This window comes from Paraburkholderia phenazinium, assembly GCF_900141745.1.
GTDB lineage: Bacteria > Pseudomonadota > Gammaproteobacteria > Burkholderiales > Burkholderiaceae > Paraburkholderia > Paraburkholderia phenazinium_B.
In genome coordinates, this window is sequence record NZ_FSRM01000001.1 from 1,575,639 (window position 1) to 1,599,961 (window position 24,323).

Genomic DNA, 24,323 nt, shown 5'->3' on the forward strand with positions numbered 1-24,323 from the left:
GTCGAACTTTTTGTCTCGGGGCCAGGTCAGCGTATGATCGGGCCGCCGCGCTTGCGTGCGGCGATTACTCGTAAGGATGAGGATGACCATGAAATCAGACCGTTGGACCGGGCGCTTCATGCTGATGCTGGTGGCGCTGACGGCACTGCTCTCTGGCTGCACCAGTTACGTGACCACCCAGGTGACAGCGTTCTCCGACTGGAGCGGCAGCGACGCGAGCCGTACTTATGCGTTCACGCGTGGCCCCGCGCAGCAGAACAGCCTGGAACAGCAGACCTACGAGGTGCTGGTGGCCAATGAACTGGCCGTGCGCGCGTTCAGGCAGGTCGACGCACAGCAGGCTCATTATCTGGTTGGCCTGTCATATGGCACCAAGAGCCAGGCCGTCAGCGTGACCGAGCCGGTGTTTTACAGCAGCCCGTGGCCGGGACCTTACTGGGGCCGTCCGATCGACCCGTGGGGCCCGTTCGGAGCGTTTCCTCCCGCCTATGTGACTTCCACTTACCCCGTGTTTACACATACGCTCGGCGTCCGCATCACGGACCGCGCGACTGGCAAGGAGGTCTACAACGTACTGGCGCGCAACGCGGGCGACGAGGCGTCGCTGGTGCGTGCCATGCCGTATCTGGCGCGTAGTGCGCTGGCGGATTTCCCGTTGAGCAATGGCGCGGTGCGCACGGTCAAGTTGCCGGTCGACAAGAATGCGGGGATGTCGAACGAGGCGGCCGGTGCGCCGGCGCCGGGTTCGCCGGTTGCGGCTCCGACAGTCGTGCAGTAAGAGCACGCAGCGAGCAGGAAGCTTGTTGGCCATCGGCTAGCAAGCCGCGACAGACGCGCAAGCAAAACGGCCCGGCAGGGTGAACCTGCCGGGCCGTTTTGCGTCGTGACGTTCGAAACTCGCGGCGCTAACAACCTGGCTTGCGGACCGTGGTGGCTCAGAACGCTAACGTCCCGCGAGCCGCGAGCCGCGAGCCGCGAGCCGCGAGCCGCGAGCCGCGAGCCGAACGCGTCGAGCCAGGCTTACGCAGCGATCTTCGTCTTGCGCGCGGTATGTTGCCGCGGCGCTTCGCGTTGATGCACGCGCTTGCCGGCAGCGTAGGTTTCGAAGATCGCGCGGTCGTCGCCGAGCAGCGCGAAGGCGAACAGCAGTTCTTCGAGCGACTCGGTGCGCCCGGTGCGGCGCGCCAGCAGCGGCGTCGCCTGCGGATCGAGCACGATGAAATCCGCTTCCGACTTCGGCGCCAGCGTGCCGACCTTGTCCGCCAGGTCAAGCGCTTCGGCGGCACCTGCCGTGGCGAGCCAGAACATCCGCGTGGCGGTCAGATGATGGCCGGTGAGACGCGCCACCTTGTGCGCTTCGTTCATCGTCTGCAGCATCGAGAACGACGTGCCGCCGCCGACGTCGGTCGCGAGTGCGACCGGCATGCCGGCTTCGGCGGCCTTGTCGAAGTCGAACAGGCCGCTGCCGAGGAACAGGTTCGAGGTCGGGCAATGCGAGGCGACCGTGCCGGTCTGCGCCATCCGCTTACGGTCTTCCGCGTCGAGGTGGATGCAGTGCCCATACACGGCACGGCGGCGCAGCAGGCCGTAGTGATCGTAAATGTCCAGATAGCTGCGATGGCCGGGGAACAGATCGGCGACCCATTTCACCTCGTCGGTGTTTTCGGCGACGTGGCTCTGGATGAAAATATCCGCGTGCTCGCGCGCGAGCACACCGCACGCTTCGAGTTGGGCTTCAGTCGAGGTCGGTGCGAAACGCGGCGTCAGCGCGTACATCTGGCGGCCACGGTTATGCCAGCGGCCAATCAACTCGGCGCTGTCGTCGTAGCCCGACTGCGCGGTGTCACGCAGGAACTCGGGGCAGTTGCGATCCATCAACACCTTGCCCGCCACCATGCGCAGGTTGCGGGCCTCGCTTTCGGTGAAAAGCGCATCCGCAGATTCCTTGTGCACCGTGCAATACACGAGCGCCGTGGTCGTGCCGCAGGCGAGCAGTTCTTCGACAAAGAAACTGGCTGTGTCCTGAGCGTAGGCCGGATCCGCGAAGCGGCGCTCTGTCGGGAAGGTGTACGTATCGAGCCACGGCAGAAGGCCGGGCGCGGGCGAGGCGATCATGTCCGTCTGCGGATAGTGAATGTGCGTGTCGATAAAGCCAGGCACGATAAGCTTGTCGCGCATGTCCTGCACCTGCGTGCCGGGGGCGAGCTGGGACGACAGCGCTGCATACGCGCCCGCTGCGACGACGTGGCCGTCTTCCACGATCAGCAGGCCGTCTTCGTTGAAGACCGCTGCGTTGGACGATTGCGCAGGGTCGCCGTTGAAGGTCAGCAGTTGCGCGCGGAATGCGGTTTGGGCCGCTTGAGCCGAGTGATTCATGGGGAAAGCCGTCTCCGTTGTATGGAATATGAAGCGATAAATTGGCGGTAAATGACGCCGCAAACAAAGCGGAAGAGGCGAGTCGCAGGTGCGGCGCGCTCGCGCCGCTTCTCCTGCTGTTCGCGCTCCAGACCGCGCTGGTCAGTCCGCGTCAGCGGCGTGCCAGTGCGCGTCGAGTTTCGCGATCAACGCATCGCGTTCCACGGGCGTGACGAACGCCGCCTCGAAGCTGTTGCGGATGATCGTGTAGACCTCGGCATCGGTGAGCTTGAGCGCCTCGATGGTGGCGAGGTAGTTCGCATTGACGTAGCCGCCGAAGTAAGCCGGATCGTCGGAATTCACGGTGACGGCGACGCCCTTGTCGAGCAGCGCCTTCAGCGTGTGTTTGGTCAGATCGTCGAACACACACAGCTTGAGGTTCGACAGCGGGCACACCGTCAGTGCGACGCGCGTGTCGGCCAGCCGCGTGACGAGCGCCGGGTCTTCGATGCTGCGCACGCCATGATCGACGCGATCCACCTTCAGCAGATCCAGCGCTTCATAGATATACGACGGCGGCCCTTCCTCGCCTGCATGCGCTACGAGCTTCAGACCCTTGGCCCGCGCCTTCGCAAACACACGCTCGAACTTCGACGGCGGATGGCCGCGCTCGGACGAATCGAGACCGACGCCGATCAGCCGATGCTTGTACTGGTCAAACAACGGCAACGCTTCGTCGAAGGTGGCAAGCGCGTCTTCCTCGGAGAGGTGGCGCAGGAAACACAGGATCAGCTTGCTCGTGAGGCCGCGCTTCTCCGCGTCGGCGAGCGCACGCTCGATGCCGGCCACGACGGTGGCGATCGACACGCCCCGTTCGGTGTGCGTCTGCGGGTCGAAGAAGATCTCGGTGTGGATGACGTTGTCGGCGAGCGAGCGCTCGACGTAGGCCATCGTCATGTCGTAGAAATCCTGCTCGTGCAGCAGCACGCTCGCACCGGCGTAGTAGATGTCGAGGAACGATTGCAGATCGGTAAACGCATACGCCTTGCGCAATGCTTCGATCGAATCGTAGGCGAGCGTCACGCCGTTGCGTTCGGCGAGCTTGAAAATCAGCTCGGGTTCCAGTGAGCCTTCGATATGGATATGCAGTTCGGCCTTCGGCGCGGCTGCCACTTTGTCGGCGAGAGTGAGAGCGGTGGGCGTATTCATACTGGTTTCTTTAGTGGTTCGATTTAATGGTCTGGTGTGCGAGAAGTTGGGCTTTACCGGATGTGTACCGCAAGGCGCTGAGCGGTCACGCCGCCTGGGTAGCGTGCGCGTTCGCTTCGACTGCCTGCAATACTTGCGCGGCCGCGGAAATCGCGATGATCTCCGGCGACTTGTCGTCGATGCCATCCACGCCGAGCGGGCATTTCATCCGCGCAATCTGCGCAGGATCGATGCCGCGGGCGGCGAGCCGGTGTTCGAACTGCTTGCGCTTGGAGTGCGAGCCGATCATGCCGAAGAACGCGAAGTCACCGCGCCGCAAGATGCGCTCGGCGAGCTCGAGGTCGAGCGTATGGTTGTGCGTCATCACAATAAAGTACGTCTGCGGTGCGGCCTGGTCGATCGCTTCGTCGGGCGCATCGTTCGGGTCGATCGTTACATTCGACGCCTGCAGCAACTCGGGCGGCGGAAACTGGGCGTCGCGCTCGTCCACCCAGCGCACGTGGCACTGCAGCGTTCCAAGCACGCGCACGAGCGCGGCGCCGACGTGTCCGGCGCCGAACAGCACCACCGCGAAGTCGCGCGGTGCGATGGTCTCGGTGAGCAGCGAACTGCTTTCCTCGAAGCCGGCGCCGTCCCACAGCAGACAGTCGGCGCTTTCGACGCCGGGCTCAGGTTCGGACAGCATCACCGCATCCGGCGCGGGGCCGAATGATACGCTACGCACCGTCGACTGACCTGCCGCCACGCGCTTGGCGAGCGAGCTGATCCAGCCGAGATCGGCCACGTCCAGTCGCTCGAATGCGAGCACCACCGCGCCGCCGCAGCATTGGCCGAGACTCGGACCGAGTGCGAAGCGTTCGAGCCTGCGCATATGCGACATGCGCATGCCTTCCTTGAGGACCTGGCGCGCGGACTCGATGGCTTTCCATTCGAGGTGGCCGCCGCCGATCGTATGGCGTGCCGAATCGCGCGTGACAATCATCTTGGTGCCGGCTTCGCGCGGCGCCGATCCTTCGACGCGCGCGACCGTCACCAGCACGGCGGCGTCGCCGTGTGCGAGCAGTTGTTGCAGATCGGTTAGCCAGGGTTGCATCCGGCGGTTCTCCATCCATGGCTGCAAGGGGTGTCCGTGCAGCCGGTTAAGCGTGGCGCTGTGCGTTCGTGTCGCGCAGCGCGTGAAAATTCATGTTGCGGTATCGACGCTGGCCGGTGTCTTTGGCGCTGCGCCGGCTGTTGTATTGCCCACCGAAGTTGCTGCTGTTTCGGGCTCCTTTGGATCGCTTGAACCTGCCGCCGGCATGCTCACAACGGACGCTGCCTGCTGCATCGCCTCCAGCGCATCGAGAATCGCCTCGGGCGTCGCCGGCGCGCGCAGCGGCGGGGCATGATTCGCTTGCGGCGCCGTCGCTGCAATCGCATCGCGGATCGCAAGAAACACCGAGAACGGCAGCAAGAGCGGTGGCTCGCCGACCGCCTTTGAGCGAAATACTGTCGGCTCCGCATTCTCGTTGCGGTAGAGCTGCACGTGGAAAGCGGCGGGCGTATCGCTGACCGCCGGGATCTTGTATGTCGACGGCGCGTGCGTCATGAGTCGACCGTCGCGGTTCCACCAGAGTTCCTCAGTGGTCAGCCAGCCCATGCCCTGGATGAAGCCGCCTTCGACCTGGCCGATATCGATGGCCGGATTGATCGACTGCCCGGCGTCGTGCAGCACGTCGGCGCGTACGAGCTTCCATTCGCCCGTCAGCGTATCCACCACGACTTCCGATACCGCCGCACCATACGCGAAATAGTAGAACGGATGACCGGTCAGTGTCTTCGCGTCCCAGTGCACCTTGGGTGTCGCATAGAAGCCATCGGACCACAACTGCACACGCGCCAGATACGCCATGTTGACGAGTTGCGGGAAGGGCATTGTCACGCCGTTGGCGTGCACCATGCTGTCCTTGAACTGCACGGCGTCGGGTTCGCCGCCGAGTTCTCTGGCAGCCAGCGCGGCGAGCCGCTCGCGAATCGTGCGTGCTGCGGCTTCGGCTGCCTTGCCGTTCAGATCGCTGCCTGTGGAGGCGGCCGTGGCCGAGGTGTTGGCCACCTTGGACGTGTCGGTCGCCGTCGCGCGTACCCGCGAGAGCGGCACGCCGAGCTCGTTGGCGACCACCTGGGCCACCTTCGTGTTGAGCCCCTGGCCCATTTCGGTGCCGCCGTGATTGACGAGGATTGAACCGTCCTTGTAGACGTGCACCAATGCGCCGGCCTGATTGAGAAAAGGCACGTTGAACGAGATGCCGAATTTCACCGGTGAGAAGGCGATGCCGCGTTTGAGCACGGGACTCGTTGCGTTATAGACGGCGAGCGCGGCGCGGCGTGCCCGGTAGTCGCTTGACGCGAGCAGTTCGTCGGTGAGCGGCGCAATCACGTTATCTTCGACACGTTGTCCGTATGGCGTGACATCGCGCTCGCCGACACCGTAGTAATTGGCAAGCCGCACATCGAGCGGATCGAGTTTCAGCTGCCGGGCGATGCTGTCGAGCATCACTTCCATTACCAACGCGCCCTGCGGGCCGCCGAAGCCGCGAAACGCGGTGTTCGACTGCGTATTGGTCTTGCAGCACAGCGCCACGATGTCCACGTCGGACAGGTAGTACGCGTTGTCGAAGTGGCACACTGCGCGCGTCGCGACGGCGCCGGAAAGGTCCGCAGAATAACCTGCGCGCAGGGCAATTTCGACCCGTGCGCCGAGAATGCGGCCGGTGTCGTCGAAGCCGGCTTCGTATTCGTAGACAGCATCGTGGCGCTTGCCGGTGATCATGAAGTCGTCGTCGCGGTCGGCGCGTAGTTTGACCGGACGTTGCAGCAACTTTGCGGCGAGCGCCGCGACGCAGGCAAACAATGCCGATTGCGATTCCTTCCCGCCGAAGCCACCACCCATACGCCGGCATTCGCAGACGACGCTATGCGCCGGCCAGTCGAGCATATGCGCGACCACCTGTTGCATTTCGCTCGGATGCTGTGTCGAACTGTAGACCAGCATGCTGTCCATCTCTTTGGGGACGGCATACGCGACCTGGCCTTCGAGATAAAACTGCTCCTGACCGCCAACGTCGAAACTACCCTGGATCTGATGTGGCGCGGCGGCGATTTTCGCCGCGGGCTCGCCGCGCGTCAGATGCAAGGGCGGCAGGACGAACTGCTTTTTCGCTTTGGCTTCGGCCGGGGTGAGCACGACGTCCAACGGGTCATAGCGGACCACGTCATCGCTTTTCGCCAGCGCCGCAGCGCGGCGCGCGAGTTCGTGGCTTTCGGCAATGACCGCGAACACCGGTTGACCGAGGTACAGCACTTCGTCGTCGGCGAGGATCGGATCGTCATGCAACACCGGCCCGCAATTGTTCTCACCTGGAATGTCGGTGGCGCTCAACACCGCGATTACGCCCGGGGCGCTGCGCACGGCGCTCAGATCGAGCGAGGCGATCCGCGCGTGCGCATGGCGTGACAGTCCGAGCGCTGCGTGCAACGTGCCTTGGAGCTCGGGGATGTCGTCCGTATAGGTGGCTTCGCCGCTGACATGCAACGCGGCGGACTCGTGCGGCAAGGATGTGCCGATCGAAGCCGTCTCGCTTTCGGCCCGGTCCGCGGCATGGTGGATGAATGCGTCGGTCTGCTTGTTCATCACAGCGGCTCCTGCGCGGGCGCCACGTCCGCTTCGAATGCAAACGCATTGACGTCGAACAGGGCTAGCGGCGCGTCATCGCGCGTTTCCAGCTGGAAGCGCCGCAGCAGGTTGCGCGCCACCTTCAACCGATAAGCGCTCGACGCACGCATGTCGGAGAGCGGCTGATAGTCGGCGGCGAGCGCATCCATGGCGCGTTGGGTTGCCGTGTCGTCCCAGGCCGCGCCGGTCAGCGCGGCTTCAGCGCGGGCGGCGCGCTTCGGGGTCGCCGCCATGCCGCCGAAGGCGAGGCGCGCCTCGACAATGACGTCGTCCTCGATCTGCAGTGCAAACGCGGCGCAGACCGCCGAGATGTCCTGGTCGTAACGCTTCGAGACCTTGTAGGTGCGAAAGCGCAGATTTCGCGCCGGTCGCGGCACACGGATCGCGGCGACGAATTCGCCGGCAGCCAGCGCCGTCTTTTGATAGCCGAGGTAAAAAGCGTCGAGCGGGAGCGTGCGGGTTTTGGCACCGTTACGCAGCACGACTTCGGCGCCGAGTGCTAGCAGTGCCGGCATCGAGTCGCCGATCGGCGAGCCGTTCGCGACATTGCCGCCGAGCGTGCCCGCGTTGCGGATCGGCAGCGACGCGAAGCGGGTCCAGAGTTCTGCGAGTTCTGGGTAATCGACAGCCAGCGCGGCGTACGCGTCTTCCAGTGTTACGGCCGCGCCGATTGTCAGCGTCTGCGCGTCGCGCTCGATGGCCTTCAGTTCCGCCACATTGCCGAGATACAGGATGTCGCCGAGATCGCGGAACTGCTTGGTGACCCATAGCCCGACATCCGTGCTGCCGGCAAGGAGACGTGCGTCCGGATGCCCGGCGCGCAAGGCAGCGAAGGCATCGAGCGTGACCGGGGCGTAGAAGAGTGGCGTACCGAAAGCGTCGCCGCGTACATCGGCGGCACGATATTCGAAAGTATCGCGGCGTTGCAGCGGCTTTAGCGCCTCGGCAACCGCCGCGCGATCGAACGGGACGCGCGGATACTGCGCGTAATCGAACATCTTCTGCGTAGCGTCGACGATCGGCCGGTAGCCAGTACAGCGGCACAGATTGCCCGACAGGGCGGTATTGATCTCGTCGCGCGTCGGCAGGCCGGCGGCTGCCGGCTGGTTTTCGTATAGCGCCCACATCGACATAACGAAGCCCGGCGTGCAAAAGCCGCACTGCGAACCGTGACAGTCGACCATTGCCTGCTGGACCGGATGCAGAGTGCCGTCCGCTGTGCGCAGGTCTTCGACACTGAAGAGTGCCCGGCCATCGAGCGTGGGCAGAAACTGGATGCAGGCGTTGACCGCCTTGAGCGTGAGGTGCCGGTTGGCGTCGAGTTCGCCGACCACGACCGTGCAGGCGCCGCAGTCGCCTTCCGCGCAACCTTCCTTGGTGCCCGTGCAATGCAGGTCTTCGCGCAGGTGCTGAAGCACGGTGCGCGTCGCCGGCACGCCCTGAACCTCACGGACGGCGCCACGGTAAAAGAAGCGGATGGTTTGCGTTGTCATGGCGAATCCGAAAGACATTGCGGACCGGGCGCGCGTTACGCAGGGGGTCGCGCCGTAGCCGGCCTCGCGCACGTAGATCGCCATCCATATCCGAAGATAGCACTACCTCGTCTCGAAAATATTTCCCCACGGTGATGCGGGTTATTCGCGGAGGGTCATGAGCGTGGGAGGCGGCGTGGCCCGTGAGACAGCGGCCGCCGCGGCGGAATAGCCGCAAAGCCACGCGGAGCTGGGCGCAGCGGGCGGTGCGGTGAGCACCAAAAAGGGGGGAATGGGACCGGACGCGAGCAAAAAGGCGCTTTTCCGGCTTCCAGGTGTTTACGACGAGGTATGCAGTTCTTCGCGGGAGCGGAGCGTTCGGGCCCAGCAGGGGGCCGGGCCACCGCAGGGGCTAACGTCCGTCACGCCCGGTTTTCTCAGGCGATCCGGCGGCGATTTCGGATGAGGCTCAACACCAGCGGCACATACGCGACAAAAAAGGCGAGCAGCGACCACTCCGGCAGCGAAAGGCCGAGGATCGGCGGATACGCGGTCTCGCACAATCCGGCTACCTTGAACACGCCCGGCAGCCAGTGAGCCGGCGGCAGGCTGTCGACCAGCGGTTGCAGCGCGTCGAAGCCGCAGCTAAAACCCGGATTCGCCAGCACATACACATGGCGTGCCGCGGTTGCGATGCCGGCCAGCGCCGACAGCGCAGCCAGCGCTTCGAGTAACCGTACGCCGCGCCAGCTGTCGAAGCGCGCGCCGAGGAACGCAAAGATCGCGATCAGGAGAAAGAAGTAGCGCTGCAGAATGCACAGTGGGCAAGGGTCTTCGTGCAGGCCGTACTGCATGTACAGCGCGCCGCCGACCAGGGCAACGCAGATCAGGCCAAGCAGAACCAGCAGGGAGCGCTCGCGGCGCAGCATTGCATTGTCGTTATTCATGGATCGTGTGGCTGTCGAAAGTCGAAAACTCAAAAGAGCGGGTGCCCGCGATTCTAGCGCGAACACCGCCCTTCGGTTTCCGGCTACCGGATCGTATTGAGCACGGCTTCGGCGGCGCGGCCAATGGCAAGCAGCGCGTCGTCGCCGTGCGGGGCGCCCGCCAGCATGAGGCCGACCGGCGCGTCGCCGCGCGGATGGCAGGGCAGCGAGAGAGCGCAGGTGTCGAGGAAATTAAATGCGCTCGGATTGCGCAGGATCAAGGCGTTGGTGCGGGCAAAGGCATCGTCGTCATGCACGAGGTCGGCCACGCGCGGCGGCACGACTGGCACCGTGGGCGCGACGATCGCGTCGAAGCGTTGCCACAGCGTGCTGCGGGCGGCTTCCAGCAGCGCGCTGCGCTCAGCCACCAGATCGAGATAGTCGGCTGCGCTGGCCGGCTGGCCTTTCATGATGCGGGTCAGCACGCGCGGGTCGTATTGCTGGCGGTGCTTTTCCAGCAGCGGCCGGTGCCACGCGTACGCTTCGATCGACGGAAAGCCGAAGCGGTTGATCTCCGGCAAACGGTCGAGCGGCGCAAAACGCACTTCGCTGACAATCGCGCCGGCGGCTTCCAGATGTTTGAGCGCTGTGTCGATGGCAGCGGCCACGGCCGGCTCGACGCCGTCCGTCACATAGTTGGTGAGCACGCCGAGTCGCACGCCTTCGAGCGGGCGAGCCGCCGGAATGCGCGGCTCGAGCCCCGCCAGCATGCGATCCACCAGTGCGCAGCAGGCAACCGAGACGCCGATCGGCCCGAATGAATCGAGCGTCGGCGAAAGCGGTACGCCGCCTTGCTTGGGAATGCGATCGGCGGTGGGCTTGAAGCCGGTCAGGCCGCACAGCGCGGCGGGGATGCGGATCGAGCCGCCGGTGTCGGTGCCGAGCGCGATAGCGGCCATGCCGTCCGCCACCGACGCTGCGGCCCCAGAGGACGAGCCGCCCGAAACCCGCTCGTCGCCTTTCACATCACGCCGGTACGGGGACAGCGGATGCCCGTAGTGCGGATTCAGCCCGAGCCCGGAGAACGCGAACTCGCTCATGTTGGTGCGTCCGACTATCACAGCGCCCGCCCGCTTCAGGCGAGCAACCGCGACCGCATCGGCGGTCGCGGGCGGCGCATCGGCGAGTGCGCTCGAACCGGCGCGGGTCACCTGGCCTTCGATGTCGAACAGGTCCTTGATCGACACCGGAATCCCCGCAAGCGGCGACATCACCGAGCCTGCGGCGCGCAGACGGTCGTGTCCGTCGGCGGCGGCGCGGGCGCGGTCGGCATCGACATGCATGAAAACGGCCGAACCCTGGCCGGCTGGGTCGGCGATGCGTTCGAGCGCGGTTTCGACGAGTTTGCGGCTGGTGGTGCGGCCCGCGGCGAGATCGGCAGCGAGCTGGGCGAGCGGCGGGAAGGGCGTGAATTCAGTGGGCATGGTCGTTCCGGTCCAGTGAGATGCAATCAGATGCGGTTGACGGTTAAATCCGGTTGAAGAGGGTCGCGCGAAACGCTTCGATATGGCGCTGTACCGACTGGCGTGCGCCGTCGGCATCGCGCTCGCGCAGCAAGCGAAACAGTTCGAGATGTTCCTCGTGGACATCCTCGAGATGGTGCGGTTCGGACAGCGAGATAAACCAGAAACGCAGCGATCGCTCATGCAGCCCGCGCAGGATATCGGCGAGCACCGGATTACGCGACGCCGCCGAAATCGCCAGATGGAATTCGCGGTCGATATCCATCATGCCTTCTACGTCATGCGCAGCGACGCACACCTTGGAGCGCTCGAGTAGCGCTTCCATCACTTCGTAATCATGCGCCTGAGCGTGGCGCGCCGCCAGTTCGACACAATGGCCTTCGTTGATCAGGCGCACGTCGATGATCGCGAGCACGTCGTCGAGCGAGACCGGACGCACCATGATGCCCTTGCGCGGCATGATCGTCAGCATGCCCTCGTGCACGAGCCGGTGCAGCGCCTGATGAACGGGTGTGCGGCCAATGCCGGTCAGCGTCATCAGCTCGGCCTCGTTGAGCACTTCGCTTGGGCGCAAACGCATGGTGATGATTTCGCGCTTGACGAATTCATAGGCCTGTTCGGCGAGGCTCGCACCGTTTTGGCGGGCGGTCATGGGAGCGCGGGAAGTCTGCAAAAGCGTCATGAATAAAGGGTGCAGGCGAGGTCAGGTGCAAGGGTGAAGCTCATTCGCCCGCATTGTAGTCGAGCCTTCACGCGAGCTCCGCCACGCCGTGCGGCACCTTGACCCGCGGCATCAGCAGCGTGACGAGTCCGCCGACGATCAGCGCTCCCGCGATCAGCACGAGTCCGAAGGTCACGCTATGCGTCGCATCCTTGACGACGCCGAGCACATACGGGCTGACGTAGCCGGCCAGATTGGCGATCGAGTTGATCACGGCGATGCCGGCCACAGCGGCGCTGCCTTGCAGGAACGTGGTCGACATCGACCAGAAAATGCCGAAGCCCGCGAGGATGCCGATATAGGCGATCGACAGGCCGGTCACCGCCAGCGGAATCGAGTTCGTCACCGACGCGCTGCCGAGCAGTCCGGCCGCGCCGATGAAACAGCACACGGCATAGTGCCAGCGCCGCTCGCCGGTGACGTCCGACGAACGTCCGATCAGGATCATGCCGATCCCTGCCGCCAGATAGGGGATGGCGGTGACGAACCCGTTGCTCACCAGGTTGGTGACGCCGAGATCCTTGACGATCTGCGGCAACCAGAACGAGAAGCCGGCGTTGCCCGTGACCAGACAGAAGTAGATCAGTGTCAGCAGCCAGAAGCGCCCGGAGCACAGCGCGGCGCGCAGGTTGTGTTCGGCGCCGGCGGACGCCGCTGCGCTGTTTTCGCGTGCTAGCCGGGCGAGGACGACGCGTTTTTCCTCGTCATCGAGCCAGGCTGCTTCAGCGGGCGTATTGCGCAGCACGGCCAGCGCCCAGAAGCCGGCGAGGATCGAGGGAATACCTTCGATCAGGAACATCCACTGCCAGCCGCGTAGCCCGTGGGCTTCGTGCAGCGCCGACATCAGGAAGCCCGAAAGCGGCGCACCGATGATCCCCGCCACCGGAATCGCCGCCATGAACACGGCCACCATCCGGGCGCGCCGGTCCGATGGAAACCAGAACGTCAGGTACAGCACGACGCCCGGGACGAGCCCGGCTTCCGCCACGCCGAGCAGGAAGCGCAACACGTAGAACATTGTCTCCGAGCGCACGAACATCATCACGCACGACAGCGCGCCCCACAGCATCGTGATGCGGGCGATCGTCGCGCGGGCGCCGAATTTCTTCAGCAGGAGGTTGCTCGGCACTTCGAAGACGAAATAGCCGAAGAAGAAGATCCCTGCGCCGAGTCCGTAAGCGGTGTTCGACAAGCCGAGGTCGCCCGTGAACTGCAGTTTCGCGTAGCCGATGTTGACACGATCGAGATACGACAGCACGTAGACCAGAAACAGGAACGGCATGATGCGCCAGGTGATTTTTCGCAGCGCGCTGGCTTCGATGGCAGCGTCCTGGGAAGACCCGGTGTGGGCGGTCACACGCAACTCTGCTGACGGCGGGGCAGGGTTCATGGGCGCCTCATTCGACGATAGGTAACGCATGCACGCGGTAAGCGTGGCGCAGCGTGCGGTTCAGCACTGGGTCGTGCAATTCGAGTTCGAGCGCGTCGCCGTCGACCATGCCGACGATGCCGCCTTCGACCGCAAGCGTGCCGCAGAACATGGCGGCACCCGCTGCGAGCGGGGCACGCTCGAGCAGGTCCGATGCCGCCAGCAACGAGGAGACGCTGCCTTGCTGATAGACCCTGCGCAGACCGTTGGCAACCGCAAAGGCGCGCAACTGCAACTGGTCCCAATGGCCGGCGACGTCGTCGAAGCGCCACGCGTCGCGGGCGAGCGGCTTCGGACACACCTGCTTCGACACCGTCACGCCGTAGGCCTCGACCTCACGGTCGGTGTGATCCGAGCCGACGGTGACAAGAAGGCCGGCCGTCGACTGCACCAGCACGCACTCGGCCTCGCCGCTTGAACGGCTGCCAACCACGTCGATCTGTTCGGCTTGCGTCAGCAATTCGGCGCCGAGGCGGTAGAAGCAGGGCGTGGTCGAGGGCCGCTTCACACCCAGTTCGGCGAGTTCGACAATGTGATGTTCGATGGCCGCGCGGTCGCGTCCCGCCCACCCGGCAATGGTCAAACGGTTCACTTCGATCATCAGCGGCGCGCTGGTTTCGGAGCGGCCACTTACGTTGGATACGTTGAACGATAACTGCGTCATTACTGCACTCCGTCGTCTGAATATTCGACAAATATTATTGTGATATTTCACAGACGTCCAGCGTGTCAAAAACAATCCACAGGGTTTTCGGGCAGCGCACAACACGTGCGCTGTCGCCAAGCTGCGTTACTATCAGATTTTTCGACAGCAATTTGTAAGGAAATCTGTCCATGCACCACGGAATTGGCTTCATTCAGGACCTGGCGGTGATCATGGCGCTCGCGGGCGTCGTCACCGTGCTGTTCCATCGCCTGAAACAGCCGGTGGTGCTTGGGTATATCGCCGCGGGAGTGATCATCGGACCGTACACCCCGCCGTTCCAGTTGATCCACGACGAGCAGACCATCCAGACGCTCGGCGAACTCGGCGTCGTGTTCCTGATGTTTTCGCTGGGACTGGAATTCAGCCTGCGCAAGCTGTTTCAGGTCGGCGCCACAGCGATTGTCGCGGCGCTCTCCGAGATCGTGCTGATGCTATGGCTCGGTTACGAGATCGGCAGCGCGTTCGGCTGGAGTTCGATGGATTCGCTGTTTCTCGGCGCGATCCTCGCCATCTCGTCGACGACGATCATCGTCAAGGCGCTATCGGAACTCGGCCTCAAGCGTGAGCGCTTTGCACAACTCGTGTTCGGGATTCTGATCGTCGAGGACATCCTCGCCATCGCGATGCTCGTGTTGCTGTCGGGCATAGCGCAGACAGGCCAGTTGAGCGCGGGTATCGCACTCGTCACGCTAGGCAAACTGCTGCTGTTCATGACGGTATCGCTGGTGGTGGGGGTACTCGTCGTGCCGCGTGCGCTCAATTACGTGGCGCGCTCGGGGAGCGACGAGATGCTGCTCGTGTCCGTGCTCGGCTTCTGCTTTGGCTTTTGCCTTTTGGTCGTCAAGCTCGATTACAGCATTGCGCTCGGCGCGTTTCTGATCGGTGCAATCATGGCCGAGTCGCGCCATCTGCGTCGTATCGAGCATCTGATTGCACCGCTGCGCGATGCGTTTTCGGCCATCTTCTTCGTCACCATCGGGCTGATGCTCAACCCACATGTGCTGGTCGACTACGCGTGGCCGATTGCGGTCATTACGGTCGCGGTGATCGTCGGCAAGATCGTCTCCTGCGGCCTCGGCACGTTCCTCGCCGGCAAGGACGGACGCACCGCGATGCGGGTCGGCATGACGGTGTCGCAGATTGGCGAGTTCTCCTTCATCATTGCCTCGCTCGGTCTCACGCTGAAGGTGACGAGTGCGTTTCTTTATCCGATTGCGGTTGCCGTGTCGGCGCTGACCACGTTGTTCACACCGTACCTGATCCGCGCCGCCGATCCGCTGACGCAGCGCCTCGGACGTGCGATGCCACGTCCCGTCGCCAACGTGTTCGGCATGTACTCGCAATGGCTCGAGAGTCTGCGGCCGGCCGGCGGCGGCCCGACACCGTTTAGCATCACACGTCGGATCGTTCTGCAGATTGCAGTGAACCTCGCGCTGGTGGTGGCGATCTTTCTCGCGGTGACGTACGGCGCGTCCTACGCGAACCCGTTACTCGACCGTTGGCTACCCTCTGAGCCACTGCAACGCGTGGTGCTTTGGAGCGCGGCGTTGCTTCTGTCGCTGCCGTTTCTGGTCGCCGTGTATCGCAAGACCAAATCGCTCGCGTTGCTGCTTGCCGAACTCAGCGTCCAGCCGGCGAAAGCCGGGCGCTTCACGCGTGCGATCCGCTCGGCGATTTCCGATCTTGTGCCGATCGTTTCGATGGTCGGTGTGTTCCTGCTGCTGGTGGCACTTTCAGGCGGCATCCTGCCGCCCACCGGGTTGCTGGTGGTGGTGCTGGTATGTGCAGCGCTTCTGGTTACGCTGCTCTGGCGCTGGTGCGTGAAGATCCACGCGGCCCTGCAGATCGCATTGCGCGAAACTTTCGACGAGCAACCTGATCCATAAATAAATGACGTTATCGGGCGCGACGATCTGTGTTGCGTAACAATGTGAGCAATTGTGTGCAGGTTTGCCGCACATCGCCCGGTAGCGGATAATCAGGTCATACTCATTCGTTCGCGTGGAAGGCGCCCGTCCGACAGTCATGAGCGAAAACAAGCCAGAGAATGCCGGTACGCCCGGCACCCCGTCCCCGTCCGGCACGCCGGCTGAGGTTTCGAAGCCCGGCGTTGCAAAGCCCGACGTGTCAACGGCCGAGACTGCGCCCGCATCCCCGAAGGTCAGCTTGCCCACCTCACACGAGGATGCGATCCAGTCGCCGCTCAAAGATTTGCCTGCTGATTCGACGGCTGGTGTGCCACCGGGATTACCTCCGTCGGGGTCACCACCGAATATCTCTTCTGCGTCAGCCGAACCCTCCCTTGCGGCCGAAGAGGCCGCGGAGCGTTCTTCGACTGACGATCCGATCAGCGCGTCATCCGTGACCCCTGCCGACCCTGTCACTGCCCAGCAACGAGATGCCGCCGAAGCCCGCGCATCCGCTGCCGAGTCGACTGCGCAGCAGGAGGCCCAGGTGAAGCAGAAACGCGATGCTGCCCAGGCCAAACACGGCACGCCGTCCAGTTCGCGTGCCCCGCAGCCTGCGGCGTCAACGGAGACTGCCTCAGCGGATGCTGCGGATAGCGAGTCGTCAACGGCATCCTCTACTCGCGGCGCCACCAGCTCCGTGCCGCCTGGTTTTGGCGCCGCCCCGGACTTCACCGCAACGAATCCTCCTCCGCCGAATGCATTGCCACCGGCACCACCGCGCTATCTGAAGCAGACTGATTCGGCGTGGTCGGTTTTTGGCCGCATCATCGCGGCGCGGGCTCGCCAGATCTTCGACAGGGCGGGGCAACGGATCACGCAACGGACGTTGCGCATTGGCGTGTCGGCCCGCATCTTCCATCCGGAGCCGGGCGCCAAAGGCCTGCGCGGGAAGACGCTGCAATACCTCGAAGAATCCATTGCGCACTGGGTGATGTCGCGCGACGTGCTGGTGTTCATGATTCCAACCGTCGGCCATCAAGGCATGCTGCATCCGAGCAATATCCGTCTGCGCGACTACGCCAAGCACCTCGATGGCCTGTTGTTGCAAGGTGGCGCGGATGTTTCGCCGCAGTCCTATGCCGAACAGGCGACGAGCCCCGAGTGGCCCGGCGACCGCGTGCGCGATATGTATGAGCTGGAGCTGTTGCATGAATTCATCGAGTCCGGCAAGCCGGTGCTGGGCGTATGCCGCGGCTGTCAGCTGATCAACGTGGCGTTTGGCGGGACTCTTTATCAAGATATCGCCACAGATGTGCCGACCGCGGGCGTGCACGTCAACGAACACTACGACCAGCATCGCCATGGCATCCATTTTCCGGATGGCTCGACGCTCGCCAACATGTTTCCGGGCCGGCGCGACGCGATCGTCAATTCGATTCACCACCAGGCCGTGAAGACGATTGGGCGCGATCTCAATATCGAGGCGGTATCGGCCTCGGACGGCATCATCGAAGCGATTCGCTATCGACGCGCGCCGTTCGTGATGGGCGTGCAGTGGCATCCGGAGTTTCATCGCGCGGGTGGACCGGAGTTACTGGATTGCACGCCGCTGCTGGATACCTTCCTGCGCGTGGCCCGCGAAACGCGCTTCTAGGCGTGCGTTTTCTGTAAAGAATTGTTGGGCTCCGTGCGTGGGCCGAAGACATGAAAAGCGGTTCCGTTTTCCAACGGAGCCGCTTTTTTTTCGTCCGTTAAACAGGATGCTTTTTCGCGATGCGCGAGACGATTCGATGGAATCTTAAGATTACTATCTATCTCGATTTAAAGTGCCGTCGCGGCACATACGAACGCTTCGCTTGGGCACAAATACGCGCGATAATCCAAAGCTATTTTGAATCCGCATGGAGCATGCACGTATGAAGTACCTCTTGACTGCACGGCGCGCAATGCTGCTCGCGACCACGTGTGCGTTGCTGCAGCATGGTGGTTTCGCGCTGGCAGAAGAGGGCGCCGGTTCAATGGATTCGGTGCCGGTTGTCGGAACGCGTCCGGCGATGAATTCGTTGACGCCTCAACCCGTTTCCGCCGCGTTGCAGGCGGCCGTCGCCACGAGCGCGGACGCACGCGCTGCAGCGGGCGGCGATGCACAAGGCAATGTTGCGGAACTGATGCAGCTGATCCACGACTCCCAACTGACCGAGTTGCGCACCACCTACAACGGCAGCTACGGTGCGAGTCTGTTTTTCTATCCGCAAGAAATGACGTACTACGTAGCGTTATTTCAAGACAAGCATTTCTGGCGGGTCATCAAATCGCAAGACGACACGCGCGCCGAAGCCGTCTACGCCGGCTTTGTGCAGCAGACCGCGCAACTGGCCGACGTGGAAATTCACCGCACGCAATTGCAGGCGCAGAAGGCATTCATTGAAGATGTGATTGCGCAGTCGGAAGATCGCGCGAAGCGCTTGCAGGCCGATCTGGATGTGGCCCGTACCCAGCAGGCCAGGGTCGACGACTATCAACGCCAGACGCAGACGGAAGCAGCCGCACTGCGCGCCCAGAAGGAACAGGCGCAGGCCGAGTTGCGCCAGGTGCAGAACCAGGTGCTGCAGTTGCAGCGCCAGAGCGAGTCGGGACTGCCAGAGTCCAGATAAGCGGGCGCCGGCAGCAGTGTTCAATCCAGCTGGTACACGTAGCGCAACGCGGTGATGTCCACGCCGCCCATGTGATCGGGCTCCGCACCCGCGAACTTCCAACCTTGCCGCTCGTAAAAGCCGATGGCCGGCGTATTGCCCTCGAGCACATAGAGATACAGCCGGCTTTCGCCTTGAGCGCGTGTCCAGTCGACGGCGGCTTGCATCAGCAGTTTGCCGACACCGATTCCCTGATGGCCAGGCAGCGCATGCAGGTTATCGAGCAGCACGCCCCACGCCGAGTCGGGTTGGCGCTCGACGCACGCAAAACCGATCGGCTCGCCCGCGCGTTCTGCAATCACCACGTTGCGCCGTTCGGCGCCCGGCGCGTTCAGGCGCGCCTGCCAGTACGCCGCGCGTTCGCGCGTCACCTCGCCATCGAGAAACGCATCGGGCAGCAGACCCCGGTAGGTGGCTTGCCAGCTGGCGGCATGAATCGACGCGATCAGATCGGCGTCGAGTGTGGTCGCGGGGCGCAAAGAAAGAGCGCTGGCGTTGGACATCAATGGGACGGTCATGTAAGGGCTGGAAAGCTCAAAGTGTACTGCGAGCAAGGCTAAGGGCGCGATCATTGCCCATCTTGACTGCAAGTTCGAGCGAGGAACGGTAACATTCGAATCAGCTTGCAGTGCGCCGGCAACCTAAGGTTTACCCTTATACCGTCGCAATGTATGCGGCATCAAAATGCAGCGCCCCTGGCGCGTTCGTTTATTCCAGAAAAGTCTCCCTCGCCAGTGGCATCTGCTCGCCGACGCGGTGAAGTGTTTGCAACTGCCCAATCATGCCGGATCGGCTCCGGCGCCGGGCTATTTTGAGAGTGTCATGTCAACTGCGTCTCATGCAACTTCCAGTGAATCGAAAGTCCGGACAGTTTTCCGCGTCGTCAGCGGCAACTTCCTGGAGATGTACGATTTCATGGTCTACGGCTATTACGCTTCGGCGATTGCCAAGACCTATTTCCCGGGTGGCAGCGACTTCGCATCGCTGATGCTGTCTCTGTCGGTATTCGGCGCGGGCTTCCTGATGCGGCCGCTCGGCGCCATCGTGCTCGGCGCCTACATCGACCACCACGGCCGCCGCAAGGGTCTGATGTTGACGCTTGGCCTGATGGCGCTCGGCACACTGACGGTCGCGGCCATTCCGGGCTATGCGACGATCGGCATCCTCGCGCCAGTGCTCGTCCTGCTAGGGCGCCTGTTGCAAGGCTTCTCCGCCGGCGTGGAACTGGGCGGCGTGTCGGTCTACCTCTCGGAAATCGCTACCAAGGGCAACAAGGGCTTCTACTGTTCGTGGCAGTCGGGTAGCCAGCAGGTCGCTGTCGTGTTTGCGGCGCTGATCGGCGTGGTCCTGCACCAGATCCTGCCGGTCGAGCAGATGAGCGCATGGGGCTGGCGTGTACCGTTCCTGATCGGCTGTCTGATCGTGCCGTTCCTGTTCCTGATCCGCCGTTCGCTGCAGGAAACCGAGGAATTTGCCGCGCGCAAGCATCGTCCGGGCATGGGCGAGATCATGAAGTCGATGCTCGAAAACTGGGGCGTCGTGCTCGCGGGCATGGGCATGGTGATCATGACGACGGTGTCGTTCTACATGATCACCGCTTATACGCCGACGTTCGGCAAGGAAGTGCTCAAGCTGTCGGCGATCGACGCACTGGTTGTCACGGTCTGTATCGGCCTGTCGAATCTCGTCTGGCTGCCGCTGGCGGGCGCGATATCGGACCGCATCGGGCGTCGTCCGGTGCTGCTGGTGTTCACGATTCTGACCATCCTCACAGCGTATCCGGCGGTGCAATGGCTGGTGGCGGATCCTTCGTTCGCGCGCCTGCTGGCTGTCGAACTGTGGCTCTCGTTCCTGTACGGCAGCTACAACGGCGCGATGGTGGTGGCGTTGACCGAAGTGATGCCGGTCGAAGTCCGTACCGCAGGGTTCTCGCTGGCGTACAGCCTTGCCACGACCATCGGCGGTTTCACGCCGGCGATCTCGACGTTGCTGATTCATTCGACGGGCAACAAGGCTGCGCCTGGCCTGTGGCTGGGTCTCGCGGCAATCTGCGGTTTGATCGCGACGCTGGTTCTGTATCGCACGCCTGAGTCGCGCAATCAGTACCGCGCGGCCTAGAGCGGCAGGGTTCTGAAAAGGAAAACCCCACGTTTGCAAAAGCGTGGGGTTTTTCTTTGTAGACCCTTTGTCGACCTTGTTGAATCGTTACGCGTCGCGAAGCTCGCGTGCGACCTTGTCGACCACTTCCGCCCACGCACCCGGTTGCGGCTGACGGACCAGATGGACGCCCGGGTACCAGGGGCTGCGCGGTTCGTCGACGAACCAGCGCCAGTCGGCGGCAAACGGCAGCATCAGCCACAGCGGTTTGCGCAAGGCGCCGCTCAGGTGGGCGATCGACGTGTCGATCGAGACGACGGCGTCGAGCCGTTCGATGATCGCAGCCGTGTCGGCGAAATCGCCGATGCGCTTGTCGAAGCGATGAATGTTGCCGGCACGCGCATGGCTCTCCAGCGTAGCGCATTCCGCCGCGCTGAGATCGGGCTGCAGGATGATCCAGTCGATTCCTTCGAGCGCGAACAGCGGTTCGAGCGCCGCGAGCGGCATCGTGCGGTTTTCATGTTGCTGGATGCGGCCTGACCACGCGAGGCCGATTTTGCGTTTGGCGTGACCGCCGAGCGAACCGCGCCACTTGCGCCGGTAAGAGGGGGGCACGCTGAGGTAGGGCGTGCGCGCTGGGATCGTCTCACGGCTGATGCCGAGCGCGAGGGGCAGACTCAACAGCGGACATTGCAGATCAGCAGGCGGGCGTGGTGTCCCTTGGGCGATCAGTTTCACACGCCATTCGAGCGCGGCCGGCGCGAGGATCGGCACGAGTTGGGGCTGAACTTCGAGTACGACGCGCGCCGCGCGCTGCGCAGCAATCGGCACGAAGCGCGCGAATTGCAGCGTGTCGCCGAAACCTTGTTCGGCGTGCACGAACAGCGTGCGCTCTTCGATCGGCTCGCCTTGCCAGCGGGGCAATGTCTGCGGCTCACGTTGCGCCATGGCCTTGAGGCGCCATTCGTATTCGGGCAGCCCGCGTTCGAAATCGCCGAGCGCGAGCCAGGCGACCGCGCGGTTCATATGAGCCGACGCCAGATCGGGCCGTAGCCGCAACGCCTGGTCGAAGGCGCGTACGGCCGCCGCATGACCCCCAAGCGCGTGATGCGTGGTGCCGAGGCTCAGCCAGGCGAGGGCAAACTTCGGATCGAGGCCCACGACCCGCTCGAAGCGCAACAGTGCCTCCTTGTGACGCCCTAATGCTGCGAGCGTATTGCCCAGGCCAAACAGCGCCGGCGGCAATTGTGGCTCCAGTGCGAGCACGGCCTCGAACGCAACGAGCGCCTGTTCGTGCTGGCCCGTGGCGTCGAGCGTGTTGGCGAGATTGAAGTGCGCCGCGACGAAGCGTGGTTGCGCCGAGATTGCCTCACGAAATTGAAGCACGGCCTCGTCGGACTTTCCGAGTGCATTGAGCGCCATGCCCAGATTGTTGTGCGCTCCCGCGTGACCTGGGTGTAGTTCGAGCGCCCGCTGGAACGAAGCGATCGCTTCTTCGTGGTGTCCGAGCGCGTGGAGAGCGTTGCCCAGATTGTTGTGCGTCGACGCGTTGTCCGGCTGCAGGCGCAGCGACTTCTGGAACGCATCGGCCGCGTCCGCGTGACGCCCCGCCGCGGCATAGGCGTTGCCGAGGTTGTAGTGCGCCAGTGGAAAAGCGGGGGCAAGCGTGAGCGCGTTGCGAAAGCGCTCGATTGCCCCATCGATTTGCCCCAGTGCCTTCAGCGCGTTGCCGAGATTCAGCTGCAAGGCAGCATCTTGCGGACGCAGATGTACCGCGCGGCCGACCAGGTCGGCCGCTTCGGCGTGCTGACCAAGCTGATGCCGTAGCACGCCGAGCAGGTGGAGTGCATCGACGTTCGCGGGATCGCTATCCAGCGCGGCGCGATAGCCGCGCTCGGCGTCATCGAGGCGGCCGTCACGATGCGCCGCGTAGGCGCTTTCAAACAGGGGTTCCATGACGGGGAAGGGCAGATCTTGTAAGGCAAATGTCGCATTTTCCCACACTCGTGACCCCGCACCCACGGTTTGACCTTTAAGAGATAAATCTATAACATATGAATACTTGTTCATATGTATGCGGACCATGTTGCCCCAATCCACTGACGACCGCGACGACCCTGTAGTGCCGCTTGCCGACCTGTTCCGTTTGCTCGGAGATCCAACGCGCTTGCGTATCGTGCTGGCGTGTGTCGACGAGCAGCGCGCGGTGGGGGCGATTGCGGAATCGCTGGGGCTGTCGCAATCGCTGGTAAGCCATCACCTGCGCCTGTTGCGCGCGGCGCGCATTGTGCGCGCGGAGCGCCAGGGCAAGCAGGTGTTCTACCTCGCGGCGGACCGTCACATTAGCGGCATGCTCGCGGGCATGCTCGAGCACGTGGCCGAGCCGCTGAGCGAATTTTCCCTGGATCAGTCATGACGAAACCACCCGTCCCTGACAGGCCCGCAGAGGAGCGCGAGGATGATCACGCGCCGATGTGGCTTTATGGGTTAGATGCAGACGATGCGGACGCCGGTGAGCCGGCGCGTAAAGCCGCGCGTGGAGAACAAGACGGACACGATCACGCAGGGCATGGCGACGTTGGTCACGATCACGCGCATGACCACGGCACAGACGACGATCGTTCCAACGCCAAGGGCCACTCTCACGCCCACAATCACAGCCACGGCGGCCACCACCATCATCACGCGCCGGCCGCGGGCAACGGGCGCGCCTTCGCCATCGCGGTCGCCCTGAACGTCCTGATCGTCCTTGTGCAGGCCATTTACGGCGTGATCGCTCACTCGACTGCGCTGCTCGCCGACGCCGGCCACAACCTGTCGGACGTGCTCGGCCTGCTGCTGGCCTGGGGCGCTATGTGGCTCACCACGCGACGGCCCTCGGCGCGCTACACCTTCGGCTATGGCAGCACGTCGATTCTCGCCTCGCTGGTGAATGCGGGCTTGCTACTGTTCGCGTGCGGCGTGATCGTCGCGGAAGCGGTCAACCGCCTGCTGAACCCGGCACCGGTCGCGGGGCGGACGGTGTTTGTCGTCGCCACCGTCGGCATGCTCGTCAACGGTTTCTCGGCGTGGCTTTTCATGCGCGGCCAGAAGGAAGACCTCAATATCCGCGGTGCTTTCCTGCACATGGCGAGCGACGCATTGATCTCGGCTGCCGTCGCGGTGAGCGGCCTCATCATTATCGCTACCCGCTGGAGCTGGCTCGATCCGTTGATGAGCCTCGTCGTCGTCGCCGTAGTCGTGTACGGCACGTGGGGACTGCTGCGCGATTCCGTGCGGCTTGCGCTCGATGCCGTTCCGCCCGGCGTCGACCTGCCGGGCATCCGCGAATACCTGGCAGGTCAACCGGGCGTCACGGATGTGCACGATCTGCACGTATGGGCCCTGTCCACCACCGGCAACGCGCTCAGTGCGCATCTGGTTATTCCAGCTGGCCACCCGGGCGACGCGGCCGTCGATGCCATCGTGATCACGCTGCGCGAAAAATTCGCGATGCAGCACGCCACGCTGCAAGTCGATCTCGGCACCAGCCATCACCATTGCGCCCTCGAACACCCGCACGCGCACTGA

General features: G+C 63.7%; 19 protein-coding genes. 7 read left to right on the forward strand and 12 right to left on the reverse strand.

The window, feature by feature from the left end; translation table 11 throughout:
* Positions 1 to 88 precede the first annotated feature (88 nt).
* Positions 89 to 778 carry a DUF4136 domain-containing protein gene (locus BUS06_RS07385; protein WP_074265954.1) on the forward strand — a complete coding sequence of 230 codons (690 nt, stop codon included), beginning with the start codon at positions 89 to 91 and terminating at the stop codon, positions 776 to 778.
* Between the two features lie 242 nt (positions 779 to 1,020).
* Here the strand turns inward: BUS06_RS07385 and guaD are convergent, their stop codons facing one another.
* From guaD to BUS06_RS07435, 10 genes are all read right to left on the reverse strand, one after another.
* Entirely contained in the window at positions 1,021 to 2,376 is a 1,356-nt protein-coding gene (gene guaD / locus BUS06_RS07390) for a guanine deaminase (protein ID WP_074263686.1), read from the reverse strand.
* Positions 2,377 to 2,517: 141 nt separating this feature from the next.
* A complete protein-coding gene (locus BUS06_RS07395; protein WP_074263687.1) occupies positions 2,518 to 3,564 on the reverse strand; it encodes an adenosine deaminase in 1,047 nt (348 codons plus the stop codon).
* Between the two features lie 85 nt (positions 3,565 to 3,649).
* The gene (gene xdhC, locus BUS06_RS07400; RefSeq protein ID WP_074263688.1) at positions 3,650 to 4,657 is read right to left on the reverse strand and encodes a xanthine dehydrogenase accessory protein XdhC; all 1,008 of its coding nucleotides are present in this window, start codon (positions 4,655 to 4,657) and stop codon (positions 3,650 to 3,652) included.
* 90 nt (positions 4,658 to 4,747) lie between these two features.
* Positions 4,748 to 7,234 (reverse strand): xanthine dehydrogenase molybdopterin binding subunit, encoded by a 2,487-nt coding sequence (gene xdhB, locus BUS06_RS07405; RefSeq protein ID WP_074263689.1) that lies wholly within the window; start codon positions 7,232 to 7,234, stop codon positions 4,748 to 4,750.
* Entirely contained in the window at positions 7,234 to 8,769 is a 1,536-nt protein-coding gene (xdhA, locus tag BUS06_RS07410; protein WP_074265955.1) for a xanthine dehydrogenase small subunit, read from the reverse strand. The genes xdhB and xdhA overlap by 1 nt, the downstream gene beginning before the upstream one ends.
* Before the next feature lie 416 nt (positions 8,770 to 9,185).
* Positions 9,186 to 9,695 (reverse strand): disulfide bond formation protein B, encoded by a 510-nt coding sequence (locus BUS06_RS07415; protein WP_074263690.1) that lies wholly within the window; start codon positions 9,693 to 9,695, stop codon positions 9,186 to 9,188.
* An 83-nt stretch (positions 9,696 to 9,778) separates the two neighbouring features.
* Positions 9,779 to 11,158, reverse strand: coding sequence for an amidase (locus BUS06_RS07420; protein WP_074263691.1), 1,380 nt, complete (start codon positions 11,156 to 11,158; stop codon positions 9,779 to 9,781).
* Positions 11,159 to 11,201: 43 nt separating this feature from the next.
* A complete protein-coding gene (locus BUS06_RS07425) occupies positions 11,202 to 11,879 on the reverse strand; it encodes a GntR family transcriptional regulator (protein ID WP_074263692.1) in 678 nt (225 codons plus the stop codon).
* Positions 11,880 to 11,946: 67 nt separating this feature from the next.
* Complete coding sequence (locus tag BUS06_RS07430) at positions 11,947 to 13,308, reverse strand: MFS transporter (protein WP_074263693.1); 1,362 nt, start codon at positions 13,306 to 13,308, stop codon at positions 11,947 to 11,949.
* A gap of 7 nt (positions 13,309 to 13,315) precedes the next feature.
* The gene (locus BUS06_RS07435) at positions 13,316 to 14,011 is read right to left on the reverse strand and encodes a DUF2848 domain-containing protein (protein ID WP_074263694.1); all 696 of its coding nucleotides are present in this window, start codon (positions 14,009 to 14,011) and stop codon (positions 13,316 to 13,318) included.
* Positions 14,012 to 14,181: 170 nt separating this feature from the next.
* Here BUS06_RS07435 and BUS06_RS07440 point away from each other — a divergent pair, with 170 nt between their 5' ends.
* The 3 genes from BUS06_RS07440 to BUS06_RS07450 all read left to right on the forward strand — a co-directional run bounded on the left by BUS06_RS07440 (position 14,182) and on the right by BUS06_RS07450 (position 18,617).
* Entirely contained in the window at positions 14,182 to 15,939 is a 1,758-nt protein-coding gene (locus tag BUS06_RS07440) for a cation:proton antiporter (protein WP_074263695.1), read from the forward strand.
* Positions 15,940 to 16,078: 139 nt separating this feature from the next.
* Entirely contained in the window at positions 16,079 to 17,617 is a 1,539-nt protein-coding gene (locus BUS06_RS07445; RefSeq protein ID WP_074263696.1) for a gamma-glutamyl-gamma-aminobutyrate hydrolase family protein, read from the forward strand.
* Positions 17,618 to 17,879: 262 nt separating this feature from the next.
* On the forward strand, positions 17,880 to 18,617 hold the full coding sequence (locus tag BUS06_RS07450; RefSeq protein WP_074263697.1) for a DUF2968 domain-containing protein: 738 nt from the start codon (positions 17,880 to 17,882) through the stop codon (positions 18,615 to 18,617).
* 20 nt (positions 18,618 to 18,637) lie between these two features.
* On the opposite strand, the gene BUS06_RS07455 is transcribed toward BUS06_RS07450, so the two are convergent.
* Complete coding sequence (locus BUS06_RS07455; protein ID WP_074263698.1) at positions 18,638 to 19,159, reverse strand: GNAT family N-acetyltransferase; 522 nt, start codon at positions 19,157 to 19,159, stop codon at positions 18,638 to 18,640.
* 319 nt (positions 19,160 to 19,478) lie between these two features.
* On the opposite strand from BUS06_RS07455, the gene BUS06_RS07460 reads away from it, so the two are divergent.
* Entirely contained in the window at positions 19,479 to 20,774 is a 1,296-nt protein-coding gene (locus tag BUS06_RS07460; protein ID WP_074265956.1) for an MFS transporter, read from the forward strand.
* Between the two features lie 87 nt (positions 20,775 to 20,861).
* On the opposite strand, the gene BUS06_RS07465 is transcribed toward BUS06_RS07460, so the two are convergent.
* Complete coding sequence (locus BUS06_RS07465) at positions 20,862 to 22,709, reverse strand: tetratricopeptide repeat protein (RefSeq protein ID WP_074263699.1); 1,848 nt, start codon at positions 22,707 to 22,709, stop codon at positions 20,862 to 20,864.
* A 127-nt stretch (positions 22,710 to 22,836) separates the two neighbouring features.
* On the opposite strand from BUS06_RS07465, the gene BUS06_RS07470 reads away from it, so the two are divergent.
* Together BUS06_RS07470 and BUS06_RS07475 are read left to right on the forward strand one after the other, a co-directional pair.
* The gene (locus BUS06_RS07470) at positions 22,837 to 23,169 is read left to right on the forward strand and encodes an ArsR/SmtB family transcription factor (protein ID WP_438803529.1); all 333 of its coding nucleotides are present in this window, start codon (positions 22,837 to 22,839) and stop codon (positions 23,167 to 23,169) included.
* The gene (locus tag BUS06_RS07475; protein ID WP_074263701.1) at positions 23,166 to 24,323 is read left to right on the forward strand and encodes a cation diffusion facilitator family transporter; all 1,158 of its coding nucleotides are present in this window, start codon (positions 23,166 to 23,168) and stop codon (positions 24,321 to 24,323) included. The genes BUS06_RS07470 and BUS06_RS07475 overlap by 4 nt, the downstream gene beginning before the upstream one ends.